Raw genomic sequence first — 16246 nt, forward strand, 5'->3', positions numbered from 1 at the left:
GTGCGGCTCTTTCCGGTGGCCGGCGGCTCCGTGGTGGCCCGCGCGACGAGGGGCCCGGGCGCTACCCGCGCCCGGGCCCCTCGTGTACCGCCCGTGGATCAGCCCGGGATCAGCCGGTCCAGAAGTCCCACCAGCGGGTCAGGATCAGCATCCCGATCACCCCGATGTGCAGCACCGGCAGCACCCAGGTGAACTCGCCGACGAACGACCGCACCCCGGCCGGGGCCGGCAGCAGCCCGTGCCGGATGTTGTGCGAGGTGACGTACCAGAACATCACGATGGTGGCGACCCAGGCCAGCGAGCACCAGAGGCACAGCGCGTTGATCTCGTACAGCGACTGGTAGGTCAGCCAGGCGCAGAAGCCCACGCCGAACAGGGTCCCGGCGTTGAAGCCGAGCCAGAACCAGCGGCGGAAGCCCGCCCCGGCCAGCAGGGCGAAGCCGATGCCCATCACCACCGCGTAGGTCGCAAGCCCCAGCATCGGGTTGGGGAAGCCGAACACCGTGGCCTGGTCGCTCTGCATCACACTGCCGCAGGAGACCACCGGATTGAGGCTGCAGCCCGGCGTGAACCCCGGGTCCTCCAGCAGCTTGAACTTGTCGAGGGTGATCACCCACGCCGCCAGCAGCCCGGCCGCCCCGGTCACCACCAGCATCCAGGCGAACGCCCGCCCGGCACCGACGGTCGCCGGAACGGGGTCGGTGCCGGTCGCCGGGCTTGGGGCCGCCTCGTTCTGCACCCGCGTCATCGTCATGCCGGCGACGTTACACGCGGAAGTCATTCGTGGGGGTTTGGGGGCAAATGTTCAGTAGAACGGGGGAGTTGGGCAGGGCGCCGGCGGAGGGCGGGGGCCACCCGCCAGCACCCCGGAATCCTCAGGTGCGGACTCGCCGTACCGGGACCAGGCAGTGCGCGCTGACGTCCATCAGCGTCTCGTCACCGGCGAAGGCCCGCAGCGCCTCCTCGTCGACCGGGCGGCCGTGCACCGCCTCCGGCCAGGGGCGCAGCGAGACGATCAGATAGACCTTGCCGCTCTGGTGCGCGGCCCGCTCCCACTCCGGCGGGACGGCGCACTGCACCCGCAGGAACGGCATGCTCAGCGCTGCCTGCTCGGCCTCCACCAGCAGGCTGATCGGCACCCGGGTCTCCCGTGCCAGGTCGGAGACCTTGTCGCCGATCGACAGCCCGGCCTTCTCCACCTCGGCCCGCAGCGCCTCGGACCCGGCCTCCGGGCCGTCCCGTCCGTCACCGAGCGAGTAGACCATCAGAAACGGCACCTGCGGGGGCTGCCCGGGGTCGGCGTCCGGGTCACCGGCCCAGGCGATGACGGCGAGGGTGCCCAGCGGGGACGCCTGGCGCCCGGGGGATACGGCGGGGGAAGAGGTCATGGCGCCGGATCGTAGCCCCGGACGCGCGGGCGTCTGCCCCGGAATCCACCCGTTCGGCCCAGAGTGCGGTGCCCCGGTTCACCTGACCGGGTAGCGCCCGTACGCGCGCTCCGGCGCAACGCTTCCCCGTCCGGGTCGTTGACCCCGGCGAAGTTGACGACCCACCAGCCACCGGGAGGCGTCCGATGGACCGGGCAGCAGCACTTCCAGCCCGCGCGGCTCCCGACGGCCCCGGCCCGGGGAGGCGTCCGGTGCGGCGTACGGTCCTGCGGGCGCTGTTCACCCTGGCGGTGGCCGCCTTCACCGGCGGCGCGCTCGCCCCGCTGGTCCGCACGGGGCCGAGGGAGGGCGTCGAGGCGGCGCCACCCGGCTTCGACGAGATGTACCGGGGCCGCCGCATCCAGGGCGCGGGCCCGGCCGGCGGGCCGCTCACGGTGTCCGTGGACGGGCGGCCGCTCCCGTTGATGCGGTGCGCGGACGGCGGCTGGCTCACCCCGGTGGACCACTGCGCCTCGTACCCGACGCCGCTGGCGGCCACCCGGGCCGCGGTGGACGAGCTGGGCGGCGCCGGGCTGTCCGGCGCGGCGGCCGGGCACGGCCATACACCGGGAGGTGGTGCGCGTGGCGGCACCGTACACGCGTAGGAACCAGCGGGATCTGACGACCGCCCAGCGGCGCGGGTTCGTCGCCGCGGTGCTGGCGGTCAAGCGCAGCGGCCGCTACGACGACTTCGTCCGCACCCATGTGGACCACTACACGACCGACGGCGAGCAGGGGCTGCGGGTCGCGCACATGGGGCCGTCCTTCCTGCCCTGGCACCGGCAGTACCTGCTGGAGTTCGAACGGGAACTGCGCGCCGTCGACCCGGCGGTGACCGTGCCCTACTGGGACTGGACCCGGGACCGCAGCCCCGCCTCCGCCCTCTGGGGCGAGGACTTCCTGGGCGGCGACGGCCGACCGGGGGACCGCCGGGTGACCACCGGCCCCTTCGCGTACGCCTCGGGGAACTGGCCCATCACCGTCGGCGTCACCGACGAGCCCTTCCTCACCCGGGCGCTCGGCCACCCGGCCGACCCGATCGCGCTGCCCACCCGCGCCGATGTGGACGGGGCGCTCGCCGAGGGCGGGTATGACGTGGAGCCCTGGGACTCCACCAGCCGCACCGGCTTCCGCAACCGTCTGGAGGGCTGGCGGCCGGGGGCCAGGGGGACGGCCCGCTGGGCGTGCCACAACCGGGTGCACCGCTGGGTCGGCGGGCTGATGGTCGGCGGGGCCTCGGTCAACGACCCGGTGTTCTGGCTGCACCATGCCTTCGTGGACCTGCTGTGGACCCGCTGGCAGGCCCGGCACCCCAGGGCCGGCTATCTGCCCGCCACCCCGCCGCCGCGCGGCTCGGCGCAGTACCGGCGGGTGGTGGCCCGGCACGAGCGGATGCCGCCGTTCGACGTCACTCCGGCCGAGGTCGCCGACCTGGGGCAGGTGTACCGCTACGACGGCTGAGAGCTGCCGCTGCCACGGCGGCCGGTACGCCGAAGCCCCCGGCCGGTACGGGGACCGGACGGGGGCTTCGTGCCGCGGTACGCGGACGGTGGCGGAGGCTCAGCCGCCGTAGCCGCCGTCGTTCTTGTGCCCGTGGTTCTTCGAGTCGTCCTTCTTGTCGTGGTCCTTCTTCTTGCCGTCGACGTTGGCGCACTGGTTGCCGAAGGCCGGGTTCAGGATGCCGACGACGTCGATGGTGTTGCCGCAGAGGTTGATCGGCACGTGGACCGGGATCTGCAGGATGTTGCCGCTCAGAACGCCGGGGGAGCCGACGGCGGCGGCCTCGGCGCCGGCGTCGGCGGCCGCCAGGCCGGCCCCGCCGAGGGCAACGGCGCCGGTGCCGGCGAGGACGACGGCGGCCTTCGCGATGCGAAGCATGGGAACTCCTTGTTACGTGCGTGGTGGTACGTGGGTGGGGGTCATGCAGGGAAGGGAGACCGCGTGAGCCGCGGTCGTCACCGCCCTTTCAACGCCGTTGCTCATGCCGGGTCACGGCCGCCACGCCGGGTCACCGCATAGATCGCGGTCGGTTCGCCCGTTCGGCGGCATGGTGAGGGCGGTGCGGAGGGATACGGAGAGCGGGAGGCGGGGTGCGGCCGGGAGGTTCAGCGGCCGGCTTCCTCGGCGTCCAGCCCCATCGTGGACTCGACCGCGCCGGTCAGCGAGGGCGCCAGCAGCCCGGCCGGCGGCAGTGCCAGGCCCGGCAGCCCGAGGGTCTCGGCGCGCGGCAGGGTGAGCGGCAGCCCCGCGACGGCACCGGGGGTGACGGCCTGGACCTCGGAGGCCGGGGCGGCGAGCACCGCCCGCCCGGTGGGCCGGTCGCCCTCGACGTCCGGCAGCGGCGCGGCGATCAGCGTCTCCGGCGTCCCGGTGGAGAGCGGCAGCTGCGGCACCAGCAGCGGCTGGAGCCCGCCCTCCGCGCGCTGGGTGAAGCCCGAGGGCGCCCCCGGCACCGGGATCGGCACCCCGGTGCGGAGCACCGGCGTCTCGGGCAGCACGGTGGAGAGTCCGTGCAGCGGGATGTCCACCGGTGCCACCGGGGCGGAGGCGGCCAGGGCGGGCGAGGCCATCGCCGCGGACGCCAGGCAGGTGACGAGGATCCCCATGCCGGCCTGAGTCTTCGGGTTCATTGCTGCGTACGCCTTCCCGGTGAGGTGAGTGCCGGAGTGAGTGAGGGTCCGGCTCGGGTGAGTGTCGGCCGACCTCGGGTGAGTTCGGTGCTGTCCCGGAGAACGAGCCCGCGTCGGGGAGCGCTTCGCAATTCGCCCGGATGCAGCAACGCGCGGCCGTGTCGCCACCGGTAGCTGCCGGGTCTGCCCCGGTGCGGTCCGGGACGCACGGAAGGGCCGGCCGGGGACGTGGTGTCGTCTCCGGCCGGCCCTTCCGCCGCCGTACGCGCCGGGGCTACTTGCCCAGCGGCAGTCCGCCCAGCAGCGGCGCGGCGTCCTTCGCGGGGAGCTTGCCCGCGGTGTCCTGCACCTTGCCGACGAGCTTGTGGTCGGTGGCGACCTTGGTCACCCCGTCGGCGGGGACCGCCTCGGTCAGACCGCGCTTGCCGAGGGTGTCGACGGCTCCGTTGAGGCTGGAGGGGGTGAGGCTCTCGGCGGCGAACGCGGGGGTGGCCGCGCCCAGGGCCATCAGGGAACCGGCGACGACCGCTGCGACCTTCGTGGGCTTCATGGGGGAGGGGGTCCTTCCTGGACGGATTGCTCGGCACAACGAGCGCTGTGCGGAGGGGAGTTGGTGCTCCCTGTGCTGTGCTTCCGTCTTCTGTAACGAGAGCTGCGCGCGGGGGAAACTCCGCGGGAGCGGAATTCCGGCGACTGCACCCGAATGATGTGGACCGGTCCTGTTATCCGACCGCGTGCCCCGCGGGGGTCGGCGGGGCGCCTATCCGAAGATGTCCGCCGGGGTCGTGTCGGTGGCCGGGAGGGTGCTCATCCCGGTCTCCGGGGCGGCGTCCTGGCGGACGCTGTCGACCAGTTCCCGCACCGCCTCCTGGATGTCCTGGGCGGAGGTGGTGGTCTCGCCCTCGGTGGCCGAGGCGACCACGGCGTCCACGGCCTCCCGTACGCCCTCCAGCGCCTTCTCCAGGTCGGCGTCCATGGCGTCCAACTCGCTGCCGGCCGCCTCCTGGTCGTTGAAGAAGTCCTCCGGGAGGGCGACGCCGGTGTCCGCGCCGTCCCGGGAGCCGGTGCCGGCGTTCGCGGCGGCCTGCTGGAGCCGGCCGATGGCGTCCGCCAGCTCCTCTGTCTGCGGGGTCTGCGAGGTCCCCGGGGTCTGGGGGCTCCCCGGGGTCTGGGGGGTGGCGGGGCTCTGGGTGGCGGCGTCCTCCTCGTCCAGTTCCAGGGCGCCGTCGAGGATGCTCTCCACCAGGCTGCCGACCGAGTCCAGGATCTCGTCGACGTCCCCGGGGGCGGCCGCGGGGACGGCGGGGGCCTGGGCGGCGGCCAGGGCGGGCGCCGCCCCTCCGAGGGTGAGCGCGGCGCAGATCGCGGTGACCGCCATCCGGCGGGGGGTCAGGAGGCGCATGCCGTGTCCTTCCGTGGTGCGTCGGAACGTGTACCTCACGGTGAGTCGGCACCGCGCTCCCCGCAAACGCTTCCCTCACGCAGAGTGAGGCGCCCGGATGGCGGTACACACGGCTGCGACCTGCGGCGGAGGGGGGTCGGCCGGGTCGTGGCGGGCCGGGAAACCGGTGGCCCTCCGCTGCCCCGGACGAGGGGCGCACCTACGAGAGCGGGGGCGCGCACGCGAGAGCGCCACCCCTGGGAGGCAGGGGTGGCGCTCGGTGCCGTCCGCGCCGGCTGTGCGCGGACGAGGGGCAGACGACGTCAGTCGTTGACGCAGACGTTGCCGAAGGCCGGGTTCAGGATGCCGATGATGTCGATGGTGTTCCCGCACAGGTTGACCGGGATGTGGACCGGGACCTGCACCGCGTTGCCCGACAGGACACCCGGGGAGCCCACGGCCGCGGCCTCGGCGCCGGAGTCGGCGACGGCGGCACCGGCGGCACCGGCGAGGGTGGCGGCTACGGCGGAGGTCAGGACGGCGACCTTGGCGATACGGGACATGGTGACGAGCTCCTAGATTGTCGATGCACAGCGGCCGACGTGGTCGGCTACACCAACAACGCCCTGGGCCCTGGGCGGTTGCGCCACCGAACGGGTGAACCAGACGGCGGCGGGTTAACGCGACGCGACACGACACGGCCGCGGCTGAAGCAGGCAGATCGAAAAGGGTAGTTGCTCCGCTGTTGTGTCAAATGCCCGAGTGCGCGGCGGGTGGGGGATACCGTGCACTCGCTGTTTCCGCCCGTCCCGCCCGCCCCCTTCACCAGCCCCGCAAGCCCAGTAAGTCCTGCAAGCCCCGCAAGCTCTTTTGCCCGGTCGTCTCTGCCGGTCGTCGTTCGCCACGCGGACGAGCAGTTCGGATGTTCGGATCCTTCCGGTGCCGCCGTGCCGGCCCTCGCCGCCGCTCACCCCCGACACCGGTGCCGCTTCCGGTCACGGGCCCGCGGCCCGGTTCCGAGGCCCGGGTCCCTGGGTCCGCTGCCCGTCCCGCCGCGGCGAAGGCCTCGTAGAAAGGGTCACGCGTGCCTTCCCCTCCCCCCTTCACCGCACTGCACGTCGTCCAGCCGGGCGACGGCGGGGTGGCCCGGGTGGTCGCCGATGTGGCGGCCGCGCAGGTGGCCTCCGGTATGCGGGCGGTCGTCGCCTGCCCGCCCGGTACGGAACTGGCCGCCGCGGCACGGGCGCGGGGCGCCGAGGTGCGCCCCTGGCGGGCCGGCCGCGAACCGGGCAGGGCGCTGGTCGCCGAGAGCCGCGGCGTCGCCCGGCTGGTGGACGAGGTGCGCCCCGACCTGGTCCACGCGCACAGCGCCAAGGCCGGACTGGCCGCCCGGCTGGCGGTACGCGGCCGGGTGCCGACCGTCTACCAGCCGCACGCCTGGTCGTTCGAGGCGGTGGGCGGCACCGCAGCGGCGCTGGCCCGGCGCTGGGAGCGGTGGGCGGCCCGCTGGACCGACCGGGTGATCTGCGTCAGCGAGGCCGAGCGCCGCCGCGGCGAGGGCGCCGGGGTGCGGGCGGCCTGGTCGGTCGTCCACAACGGTGTGGACATCGAGCGCTTCGCCGGTGGCACCGCGGAGGGGGGCGCCGCCGGACGGGCCGCCGCCCGGGCCGCGCTGGGGCTGCCGGCCACCGCACCGCTGGTGGTGTGCGTGGGCCGGCTCTGCCGCCAGAAGGGCCAGGACGAGCTGCTGCGCGCCTGGACCGCCGTACGGGAACGGGTGCCGGCCGCCCGGCTGGTGCTGGTCGGGGACGGCCCGGCGGCCGCCGCCCTGCGCGCCGCCGCACCCGGTTCGGTCCTCTTCGCGGGCGCGGTCGCCGACCCGGCGCCCTGGTACCGGGCGGCCGACCTCGCCGTCCTGCCGTCCCGCTGGGAGGGCCTGGCGCTGGCGCCCCTGGAGGCGATGGCCGCCGGGCGCCCGGTGGTGCTCACCGATGTGGACGGCGCCCGGGAGAGCCTGCCGCCGGGTCAGGAGCCGCACTGCCTGGTCCGGCCCGGCGACCCGGACGCGCTGGCCGGCGCCCTCGCGGCGCTGCTCCAGCGGCCGGTGCTCCGCGCCGACCTCGGCCGCCGGGCCCAGCGCCATGTCCGCGAACGGTTCGACGTACGGCGGGCCGGGGCGGCGATCACGGATGTGTACCGCGAGGTGGCCGCCGTACCGGGCCGCGCACCGAGGGAGCCGATCGCCCAGTGACCACCGACTCGTCACCGGCCCGGGAGCCCGTCCCGTACCCGGGCCCGCACCCGGAGCCGGGGCCCGCCGCCCCGGCCGCCGCCGCGACCGTCCCCGTCCCCGGTCCCGCTTTCGTCCCGGCGCCGTCGGGTGCGGACCGGGTGGCACCACCGCGGCCGGTGCCGGTGCCGCCGTTCACCGCCGCCCTGGTCGCGGTGGACTGCGCGGCGGTGCTGCTCGGCGGGCTGGTGCTGGCCGCCGGGCTGCCGGGGCGCGGGCTGCCGTCGGCCGGGCTGCTGCTCCAGCTCACCGCGCTGCTGGTGGCGCTCGACGCCTACGCCGGGCTCTACCGGACCGCCTCGCCGCTGCCGTCGCTGGCGCCCGAGCTGCCCGCGCTCGCCGGGCGGGCGGCCGTGGTGTGGTGCGCGGCCGCCGCGCTGCTCGCCAACGGGCACCCGGGCGCCGCCGGGTGGGTGGCGCCGGTCGTCGCGTACGCCGTCCATCTGCTCGCCGTCTGCGCCGGCCGGGCCGTGCTGCACGGCCGGCACCGGCGGGCGGTGCGGGCCCGGCCGCGGGCCGCGCTGGTGGTGGGCCGCGCGGCCGAGGCGCTGCGGTTGGCCGCCGTACTGGCCGAGCACCCCGAGTACGGGCTGCGCCCGGTCGCCGTGTTCGACCCCGACCGGGGCGGCGGCGCCGGGGAGCCCCGTACCCCTGAGCCCCGTTCCGCCGACACGGCCGGCGGGGCGGCGCTGCCGGTGCTGGGGGCGGCCGGGGAGGTACAGCGGGCGGTGGTGCGCGGCGGGGTGTCGGTGGCGCTGTTCACCGGGTCGGGCAGCGGGCTTGAGCGGGACGAGGAGCTGGCGGCGCTGCTGGCCGACCACGGCTGCGCCGGGGTGCTGGTCGGGTCGGCCGCCGGGGCGGCGCCGATGGACCGGCATCTGTGGGGGCACGCCTGGCGGCGGATCGACGCCCCGCCGGAGCGCCCCGGCGGCCCGGGCAAGCGGCTGCTGGACGTGGCGCTCGCGGCACCCGCGCTGCTGCTGCTGGCCCCGGTGCTGCTGGGCTGCGCCGCCGCCGTACGGCTGGCGGACGGGCCCGGGGTGCTGTTCCGGCAGGAGCGGGTCGGGCAGCACGGGCGGCTGTTCACCCTGCTGAAGTTCCGTACGCTGCGCCCGGCCGACGAGGAGGAGGCCGCCACCCGCTGGAGCGTGGCCCGGGACACCCGGCTCGGCCCGGTCGGCTCCTTCCTCCGCCGGACCTCGCTGGACGAGCTGCCGCAGCTGTGGAACGTCCTGCGCGGCGATATGAGCCTGGTCGGCCCGCGCCCCGAACGCCCCTACTTCGTCGCCGAGTTCAGCCGACTGCACCCCGGCTACGCGGCCCGGCACCGGATGCCGGTGGGGCTGACCGGGCTGGCCCAGGTGCACGGGCTGCGCGGGGACACCTCCATCGAGGACCGCTGCCGCTTCGACAACCACTACATCGACCACTGGTCGCTCTGGCAGGACGTCTGCATCCTGGTGCGCACCGCCGTCTCCCTGCTCCGCCCGGCGGGCAGTTGATGCCCGGCACCGGCACCGGCACCGGCACCGGCGGGGCGGTGCGGCGGGTGGGGCCGGTGCTGCCGCTGCTCGCGGTGGTCGTCCTGCTCGCCGTACCGCCGCCGGAGGGCGGCCCGGGCGGCACCGGCGGCACGGTGGCCGACGCCGCCTCCGGGCTGCTGGTGGTGTACACGGCGGCGCGGCTGCTACGGGACCGGGCCCGGCCGCTGTCCCGGACCGCCGCGGTGGTGCTGGGGCTGCCGGTGCTCGGGGTGTGCGCGGCCGCGGTCGCCTCCTGCGACCCGGCGGCCAGCCTGCCCGGGGTGGTCCGCTACCTCCAGGTGTTCGTGCTGGTCCCGGCGGCCGTGGTGCTGCTGCTGCGCGACCGGCGGGACTTCCGGCTGACCGCCTGGGCGCTGGTCGGACTCGCCCTGGCCCAGGGCGCGGTCGGCACCGTGCAGAACCTCACCGGCACCGGCGCCTCCTATATGGGCGAGGACGTCCGGGCGGTCGGCACCTTCGGCGCCACCGATGTGATGGGCATGGCCACCGCGGTGGCGTACGGGCTGGTGGCGGCGGTGGCGCTGGCGCTGGGCTCGCCCGGGCGGCGGAGCCGGGCCGTGGCGCTGGGCTGCGCGGCCCTGCTGCTGTTCCCGCTGGTGGTGTCGTTCAGCCGGGGCGCCTGGATCGCCACGGCGGCCGCCTGCGCGCTGCTGCTGGTGCTCTCCGGACCGCTGCGGGCGGTGCGGGTGGCGCTGGTGGCGGGCGCCGCGGGCGTGGTGCTGGTCGCCGGGCTGGGCGTGGGCTCCCAGCTGGTGACCGAACGGGTGGCCAGCATCTCCCAGGTGACCGACACCCCGGACCGCTCGGTCACCGACCGGTACACCATGTGGGCGGCGGCCGTGGGGATGTGGCGCTCCGAGCCGGTGACCGGCGTCGGGCTGAAGGGCTTCCCCGCGTACCGGGACGCGCACGCCTCGCTGGCGCTCTCCTCGGGCAGCGACACCGCGGGCGCCGGCCGGGACTTCGCCAAGCAGCCGCTGCTCTCCCCGCACAACATGTACCTGCTGGTCCTGGGCGAGCAGGGGCTGCTGGGGCTGCTGGCCCTGGCGGGTGGCTGGCTGGCGCTGCTGGTGTGCGGGCTGCGCCGGCTGCGGGCCGCCCCGGACGGGGCCCGGCCCGGTCCCGGTTCGGCGGGGCGCTGGGGGGCGCCGGCGGACTGCGGGCTGGTCGCCGTCGGGCTGCTCGGCTGGCAGCTGGTGGACTTCGCGTACGCGGACATCGGCGGCCCGGCGACCGTGCTGACCTCCCTGGTGCTGGGCCTGGCCGGCTGGTGGGCGCTGGAGCCGGGGGCGGGGGCGGGGGCCCGGGTCCGGGCCGGGGACGGGGTGCGAGGCGTGGGGCGGCCCCGGTCGGCCGAGCGGGGCGGGGTGTGCCCGGCGCCCGCCGGGGCGGAAGGGGGTGCCGTCCATGGCTGAGGCCGCGTCGACGGGCGTACTGCCCGACGACATCCGCCCGGTGGCCGCACCGGCCCCCGAGGCGCCGGCCACTGCGCCGAGGCCCGCCGGGTCCGGGCGGTGGCTGGCGCGGGCCGCGGTGCTCACGGCCGCGTTCACCGCCGCGGGCGCGCTGCTCGGTCTGGTCCGGGACCAGTTGCTGGCCTCGGTCTTCGGGGCCGGTCCGGAGACCGACGCCTTCCTGGTGGCCTGGACGGTGCCCGAGTTCGCGGCCACCCTGCTCATCGAGGACGGGATGGCGCTGGTCCTCGTCCCCGCCTTCGCCGCCGCGCTGGCCCGCCGGGCGGCCACCGGATCCGGTGCGGACCCGGTACGCGCGCTGGTACGGGCCACCCTGCCGCGGCTCGTCCTGGTGCTGGGCGCCGCCGCCGGGGTGCTGGCGCTGGCCGCGCCCTGGCTGGTCCCACTGCTCGCCCCAGGGCTCGCACGGCCCGCGCTGGCCGTGGACTGCGTACGGCTGACCGCCTCCTGCCTGCTCTCCTTCGCGCTCGCCGGCTGGTGCAGCGCCGCCCTGCGGGCGCACGGCAGCTACGCCGCGCCCGCCGCCATCTATGTCGCCTACAACGCCGGGATCGTCGCCGCCATCCTGCTGCTGGGCCCCGAGTGGGGGGTGCGGGCGGCGGCGGCCGGGGTGGCCGCGGGCGGGGTGCTGATGGTGCTGCTCCAGGCCCCCGGCGTATGGCGCCGGCTGCGCCTGAAGGTGCGCCCAGGGCCGGACACCAAAGCGGACTCGGGAGCGGTGGCGCTGGCGGTGATCGCCCCCGTGGTGGTCTTCGCGGTCAGCCGCCAGAGCCAGGTGCTGGTGGAGCGGTTCCTCGCCGCCCCGCTGCCGGCCGGGGCCATCTCCCACCTCAACTACGCCCAGAAAGTCGCCCAGTTGCCGATGACGCTGTCGCTGATGGTGTGCACGGTCAGCTTCCCGGTGGTGGCCCGCGCGCTCGCCGCCGGTGACATCGGGGCCGCCCGGCGACGGGCCGAGCGGGATCTGCTGCTGGCCGGGCTGATCGTGCTGACCGGCGCCGCGACGGTGCTGGCGGCCGCCCCGCAACTGGTGCACCTCCTCTTCGAGCGCGGCGCCTTCGACCGTAGCGACACCGCCGTCACCGCCACCGTGATGCGGGTGTACGCGCTCGGGCTGCTCGGCCAGACCCTGGTCGGGGCGCTGGTGCGCTGCTCCTTCTCGTCGGCCCGGCCGCTCTGGCACCCGGCCGCCGCGATGCTCGCCGGGATCGCCGCGACCGCTGCCGCCGGACACCCGCTGGCCGCGATGTGGGGCGCGCCCGGGATCGCCGCCGCCAACGCGCTGGGCATCACCCTCACCGCCGCCCTGCTGCTGGCCGGTTCCCGGCGGGGCGGTGTCCCGCTGGGGGCCGGGGCGCTGCTCTCCGGGCTGGCCCGGCTGACCGCCGCCGCACTGGCCGCGGCCGCCGCGGGCAGGCTGTGCGCGGTCGGGCCGCCGCTGCTCGCGGTCACCCTGGCGGCCGCCGCCGTCCTGGTGGTGCTGCCCCCCGCCGCGCTCGTCCTGCGCGCGCCCGTCGTCCCCGAACTGCTGGCGCGGGCCCGCCGAACGCGCCCCGCCACCCCGCCCGACCGCCCCCGCACGAAAGCGCCCGTATGACTGTGCCAGCGCCCGAGCCCCCCGCCCTGCCCGCCTCCGCCCCGGTCCCGCTGTGGGTGGCCATGTACCACTCGGTCGCCGACACCACGGACGACGACCCCTACCAGGTCACCGTCTCCCCGGCCCGGCTCGACCGGCAGCTGCGCCGACTGCGCGACAAGGGGCTGCGCGGGGTGTCGGTACGCCAACTGCTGGACGCCGCACGGCGGGGCGTCGCCCGCGGACTGGTCGGGCTCACCTTCGACGACGGGTACGCCGACTTCCTGGACGAGGCCGTGCCGCTGCTGCGCCGCCATGACTGCACCGCCACCGTCTACGTCCTGGCCGGCCGGCTCGGCGGCTCCAACGACTGGGACCAGGACGGCCCGCGCAAGCCGCTGCTCACCGAGGAGGGCGTACGCCGGTGCGCCGCCGCCGGGATGGAGATCGGCTCCCATGGGCTGCTGCACATCGACCTCACCAAGGCCGGTGACCGCGAACTGGCCGAGGAGACCCGGCTCAGCCGTGAGCTGCTGCGCGCCGCCACCGGCCGGGCGCCCAGGGGCTTCTGCCACCCCTACGGCCGGCTGGACCGCCGCACCGTCCGGGCCGCCCGGGAGGCCGGATACGGCTACGGGGTCGCCATCGATCCGCCGCCCGGGCTCGCCGGGACGCACGCCCTGCCGCGCGTCCACCTCGGGGAGCGGGACCACGCGGTCCGGCTGGAGCTGAAACTCCGTCTGCACCGCTGGCGCCGCCCGGCGGTGGACCTCGCCCCGGAGCCGGTACGGGAGTCCGGACGGGCGGGGACGTCATGACCGCGCCCCGGGTGCTGCACCTCATCACCGGGCTGGGCACCGGCGGCGCCGAACACCAACTCCGGCTGCTGCTCCAGCACATGCCCGCGCCCGTGGTGAGCGAGGTGGTCACCCTCACCAACCCCGGCCCGGTCGCGGACGCCCTGCGGGCCGACGGCGTCCCGGTCAGCTGCCTCGGGATGCGCGGCAACCGGGATCTCACCGCGCTGCCCCGGCTGGTCCGGCTGATCCGGCGCGGACGGTACGACCTGGTCCACACCCACTTGTACCGGGCCTGCGTCTACGGACGGCTCGCCGCCCGGCTCGCCGGGGTGCGCGCGGTGGTCGCCACCGAGCACTCGCTGGGCGAGGGCCAGATCGAGGGGCGCCCGCTGACCGCCGGGGCGCGCGCCCTCTACCTGGCCTCGGAGCGGCTCGGCGGGGCGACGATCGCGGTCTCCGACTCGGTGGCCCGCCGGCTGGCCGACTGGGGCGTCCGCCCGTCCCGGATCCGGGTGGTGGCGAACGGCATCGACGCCGGGCGGTTCGCCTTCGACCCGGCGGCGCGGGCAGTGGAACGGGGGCGGCTGGGTCTCGCCCCGGACGCGTATGTGGTCGGCGGGGTGGGGCGGCTGGTGCCGGGCAAGCGGTTCGACGCGCTGGTACGGGGCTTCGCCGAGGTGGCCGGGGAGCTGCCCGCCGCCCGGTTGCTGCTGGTCGGCGACGGACCCGAGCGGGAGCGGCTGCGGCTGCTGGCCGAGGACTGCGGGGTGGCCGACCGGACGGTGTGGGCGGGCGCGGCCGGCGCGGACCGGCTGCCCGGGCTGCTGGCCGCGATGGACCTGTTCGTCTCGCCCTCCGAGGACGAGGCCTTCGGGCTGGCGGTGGTGGAGGCGCTGGCCGCCGGGCTGCCGGTCCGCCAGGTGACCTGCCCGGCCGTGGACGACCTGCCACCGGACGAGGCCCCCGGAGCCCGGCGCCTCGGCGGGACGGGGGCCTCCCTCGTGGCGGAGATCGCGACCGAGATCGCGGCGGTGGCGGGGGCGAAGGTGCCCCCACCCGTCCCGGTCCTGGCCGTCTCCGGCTCCGTCCCGGGTGCCATGGCCCCCGCCCCGCCGTCCTCCGCCCCGCCGTCCTCCGCCCTGCCGTCATCCGTTCCTGCCGCCGGGCGGTGGCCGGTGCCTCCGGCCGTACGGCGCTACGACATCGCGCACACCGCCCACCAGGTGAAAGCCCTGTACGACACCCTCCTCGACGAAGCGAGTCATGGATGCCCCGGATGACCGCCCAGCTGCCCTCCCTGCCGTCCCTGTCCTCCCTCCGGTCGCTGCCCTCGCTCGCGGTACGGGGGGCCATCGGCCGACTCACCCGGCTGCGCCGCACCCGCCGCCGCTGGCTGGTCCCGGTCGCCGTACTACTGGGGGTGCTCGGCGGCACCGGGTACGGGCTGCTGACGCCCCCCGAGTACGCGGCGACCAGCTATGTGATCGTGGTGCCCGCCGCAGGGTCCGACCCCGCCGCCGCGATGGGCCTGGCCCAGGCGTACGGGCGGGTCGCCACCGATGTCGCCGTCGTCGGGGACGCCCAGGTGGAGGCCGGGGTCACCGCCGCGGCCCTGCGGGCGGCCGTGCAGACCGCGACCTCGCCGGACGCCCCGATGATCTCGGTCACCGCCCGGGCCGGCCGCCCCCGCCAGGCCGCCGGGATCGCGGACGCCGTGGCCAAGGCCCTGGTCCGCAAGGGCGCCGACACCCAGACCGGCACCGGGGTGAAGGTCCTGGAGTTCACCCGGGCCGCCGCCCCGACCGCCCCGGTGACCCCCTCACCCGTACTCTCCGCGCTCGTCGGCGGCTGCGCGGGCGGGCTGCTCGGCGGCCTCGCCCTCCTGGTCCGCCCGCGCCGGCGGGCGCCCATCGAGTGGTACGGCACCGCCCCGGCGCGCGGTCCGCTGCCCCGGGCCGCCGCGCCGCGCACCGAGGGAGCGGCCGTATGACCGGGAACGCATGGGAGATCAGTGTCTGCCGTGACGGTGACGACTTCGGGCGGCTGGCGGGGGAGTGGACCGAGCTGCACCGGCGCTGCCCCACGGCCACCCCGTTCCAGTCGCACTCCTGGCTGCACTCCTGGTGGACCTCGTACGGCAGCCCGGGCCGGCTGCGGGTGGTCCTGGTCCGCCGGGCCGGCCGGCTGGTGGCCGCCGCCCCGCTGCGGCTGGTGCCCGGCCCCGTGCCGCTGCTCACCCACCTCGGCGGCGAGATCACCGACTTCTCCGACGTCCTGGTCGACGGGGATCCGCAGGCCGCCTCCGGCCCGGCCGCGGAGGCGATGGGCGCGCTGACCGCCGCACTGCACCGGCTGGCCCGTACCGCCGTGATCGATCTGCGCGAGGTACGGGACGGGGCCGCCGCCCAGCGGGTGTACGCCGACTGGCCGGGCCCGCGCCACCGGATGGACGACTCGGTCTGCATGGAGCTGCCCGCCCTGCCGATCGACGGACTGGTCGCCCGGCTGCCCTCCGCCCGCGCCCAGCGGGCCCGCTCCAAGCTGCGCCGACTGGACCGGCTGGGCATCGAGGAGCGTGCCGTACCCGCCGCGGAGGTGCCCGAGGCGCTGCGCGGGCTGCTGCGGCTGCACCAGCGCCAATGGGCCGACCGGGGCGTCAACCCGGAGCATCTGACGCCCCGTTTCCAGGAGCACCTCCAGCGGGCGGTGGGGGCGATGGTGGCCTCCGGCGACGCGATGGTGACCGAGTTCCGGCTGGACGGGGAGCTGGTCGCCGCCGACCTCACCCTGCTGTCACCGCTGCTCTCCGGCGGCTATCTCTACGGGGCCGACCCGCGCTTGCGTTCCAGCAAGGCGGATGTGGCGACGCTGCTGCTGCGCAACGGGGCCCGGGAGAGCAGCGCCTCCGGGCGGGGGACGCTCAGCCTGCTGCGCGGGCGGGAGCCGTACAAGAGCCACTGGCGCCCCGAACCGGCCGTCAGCGCCCGGCTGCTGCTGGCCACCCGGCGCACCGCCCCGGGCCTGCTGCTGCGGGCGGGCTACGCGGAGGCCCGGCACCGGGCGGCGGACGCGCTCCGCGATCGGGACTGGGTACGGCGGCTGCGGCGGCTCGGCGGCTGAACG

17 protein-coding genes are annotated in these 16246 nt (G+C 76.4%); 10 read left to right on the top strand and 7 right to left on the bottom strand.

Going from position 1 to position 16246, the window contains the following annotated elements; genetic code table 11:
• Positions 1-109 precede the first annotated feature (109 nt).
• Together ABZ945_RS11115 and ABZ945_RS11120 are read right to left on the bottom strand one after the other, a co-directional pair.
• Entirely contained in the window at positions 110-748 is a 639-nt protein-coding gene (locus tag ABZ945_RS11115) for a vitamin K epoxide reductase family protein (protein WP_361267137.1), read from the bottom strand.
• 127 nt (positions 749-875) lie between these two features.
• Complete coding sequence (locus tag ABZ945_RS11120) at positions 876-1388, bottom strand: DUF5949 family protein (protein WP_361266964.1); 513 nt, start codon at positions 1386-1388, stop codon at positions 876-878.
• Positions 1389-1639: 251 nt separating this feature from the next.
• On the opposite strand from ABZ945_RS11120, the gene ABZ945_RS11125 reads away from it, so the two are divergent.
• Positions 1640-2032: a tyrosinase family oxidase copper chaperone gene (locus ABZ945_RS11125; protein WP_361266966.1), complete on the top strand. Its 393-nt coding sequence runs from the start codon at positions 1640-1642 to the stop codon at positions 2030-2032.
• A complete protein-coding gene (locus ABZ945_RS11130) occupies positions 2010-2888 on the top strand; it encodes a tyrosinase family protein (protein WP_361266968.1) in 879 nt (292 codons plus the stop codon). Before ABZ945_RS11125 ends, ABZ945_RS11130 begins: the two co-directional genes overlap by 23 nt.
• 99 nt (positions 2889-2987) lie before the next feature.
• On the opposite strand, the gene ABZ945_RS11135 is transcribed toward ABZ945_RS11130, so the two are convergent.
• The 5 genes from ABZ945_RS11135 to ABZ945_RS11155 form a co-directional block, all read right to left on the bottom strand.
• Positions 2988-3305 carry a chaplin gene (locus ABZ945_RS11135; protein ID WP_361266970.1) on the bottom strand — a complete coding sequence of 106 codons (318 nt, stop codon included), beginning with the start codon at positions 3303-3305 and terminating at the stop codon, positions 2988-2990.
• Between the two features lie 227 nt (positions 3306-3532).
• Positions 3533-4057 carry a hypothetical protein gene (locus ABZ945_RS11140; protein ID WP_361266972.1) on the bottom strand — a complete coding sequence of 175 codons (525 nt, stop codon included), beginning with the start codon at positions 4055-4057 and terminating at the stop codon, positions 3533-3535.
• Between the two features lie 274 nt (positions 4058-4331).
• Positions 4332-4607 carry a hypothetical protein gene (locus tag ABZ945_RS11145; protein WP_361266974.1) on the bottom strand — a complete coding sequence of 92 codons (276 nt, stop codon included), beginning with the start codon at positions 4605-4607 and terminating at the stop codon, positions 4332-4334.
• A 210-nt stretch (positions 4608-4817) separates the two neighbouring features.
• Positions 4818-5459, bottom strand: a complete 642-nt coding sequence (locus ABZ945_RS11150) for a hypothetical protein (RefSeq protein ID WP_361266976.1) — start codon at positions 5457-5459, stop codon at positions 4818-4820.
• A 302-nt stretch (positions 5460-5761) separates the two neighbouring features.
• Entirely contained in the window at positions 5762-6001 is a 240-nt protein-coding gene (locus ABZ945_RS11155) for a chaplin (RefSeq protein ID WP_248633353.1), read from the bottom strand.
• Positions 6002-6522: 521 nt separating this feature from the next.
• Here ABZ945_RS11155 and ABZ945_RS11160 point away from each other — a divergent pair.
• The 8 genes from ABZ945_RS11160 to ABZ945_RS11195 are packed head-to-tail and all read left to right on the top strand — an operon-like array spanning position 6523 to position 16243.
• On the top strand, positions 6523-7689 hold the full coding sequence (locus ABZ945_RS11160; RefSeq protein ID WP_361266979.1) for a glycosyltransferase: 1167 nt from the start codon (positions 6523-6525) through the stop codon (positions 7687-7689).
• Positions 7686-9230, top strand: coding sequence for an exopolysaccharide biosynthesis polyprenyl glycosylphosphotransferase (locus ABZ945_RS11165; RefSeq protein ID WP_361266981.1), 1545 nt, complete (start codon positions 7686-7688; stop codon positions 9228-9230). Before ABZ945_RS11160 ends, ABZ945_RS11165 begins: the two co-directional genes overlap by 4 nt.
• Complete coding sequence (locus tag ABZ945_RS11170; protein WP_361266983.1) at positions 9230-10687, top strand: O-antigen ligase family protein; 1458 nt, start codon at positions 9230-9232, stop codon at positions 10685-10687. Before ABZ945_RS11165 ends, ABZ945_RS11170 begins: the two co-directional genes overlap by 1 nt.
• The gene (locus ABZ945_RS11175) at positions 10680-12344 is read left to right on the top strand and encodes a lipid II flippase MurJ (protein WP_361266985.1); all 1665 of its coding nucleotides are present in this window, start codon (positions 10680-10682) and stop codon (positions 12342-12344) included. Before ABZ945_RS11170 ends, ABZ945_RS11175 begins: the two co-directional genes overlap by 8 nt.
• A complete protein-coding gene (locus ABZ945_RS11180) occupies positions 12341-13141 on the top strand; it encodes a polysaccharide deacetylase family protein (RefSeq protein WP_361266987.1) in 801 nt (266 codons plus the stop codon). The genes ABZ945_RS11175 and ABZ945_RS11180 overlap by 4 nt, the downstream gene beginning before the upstream one ends.
• Complete coding sequence (locus ABZ945_RS11185; protein ID WP_361266989.1) at positions 13138-14403, top strand: glycosyltransferase; 1266 nt, start codon at positions 13138-13140, stop codon at positions 14401-14403. Before ABZ945_RS11180 ends, ABZ945_RS11185 begins: the two co-directional genes overlap by 4 nt.
• Positions 14400-15113, top strand: coding sequence for a lipopolysaccharide biosynthesis protein (locus ABZ945_RS11190; protein ID WP_361266991.1), 714 nt, complete (start codon positions 14400-14402; stop codon positions 15111-15113). Before ABZ945_RS11185 ends, ABZ945_RS11190 begins: the two co-directional genes overlap by 4 nt.
• Positions 15110-16243 carry a GNAT family N-acetyltransferase gene (locus ABZ945_RS11195; protein ID WP_361266993.1) on the top strand — a complete coding sequence of 378 codons (1134 nt, stop codon included), beginning with the start codon at positions 15110-15112 and terminating at the stop codon, positions 16241-16243. The genes ABZ945_RS11190 and ABZ945_RS11195 overlap by 4 nt, the downstream gene beginning before the upstream one ends.
• Positions 16244-16246 lie beyond the last annotated feature (3 nt).

The organism is Streptomyces sp. NPDC046887 (genome assembly GCF_040644755.1).
GTDB lineage: Bacteria > Actinomycetota > Actinomycetes > Streptomycetales > Streptomycetaceae > Streptomyces > Streptomyces lichenis.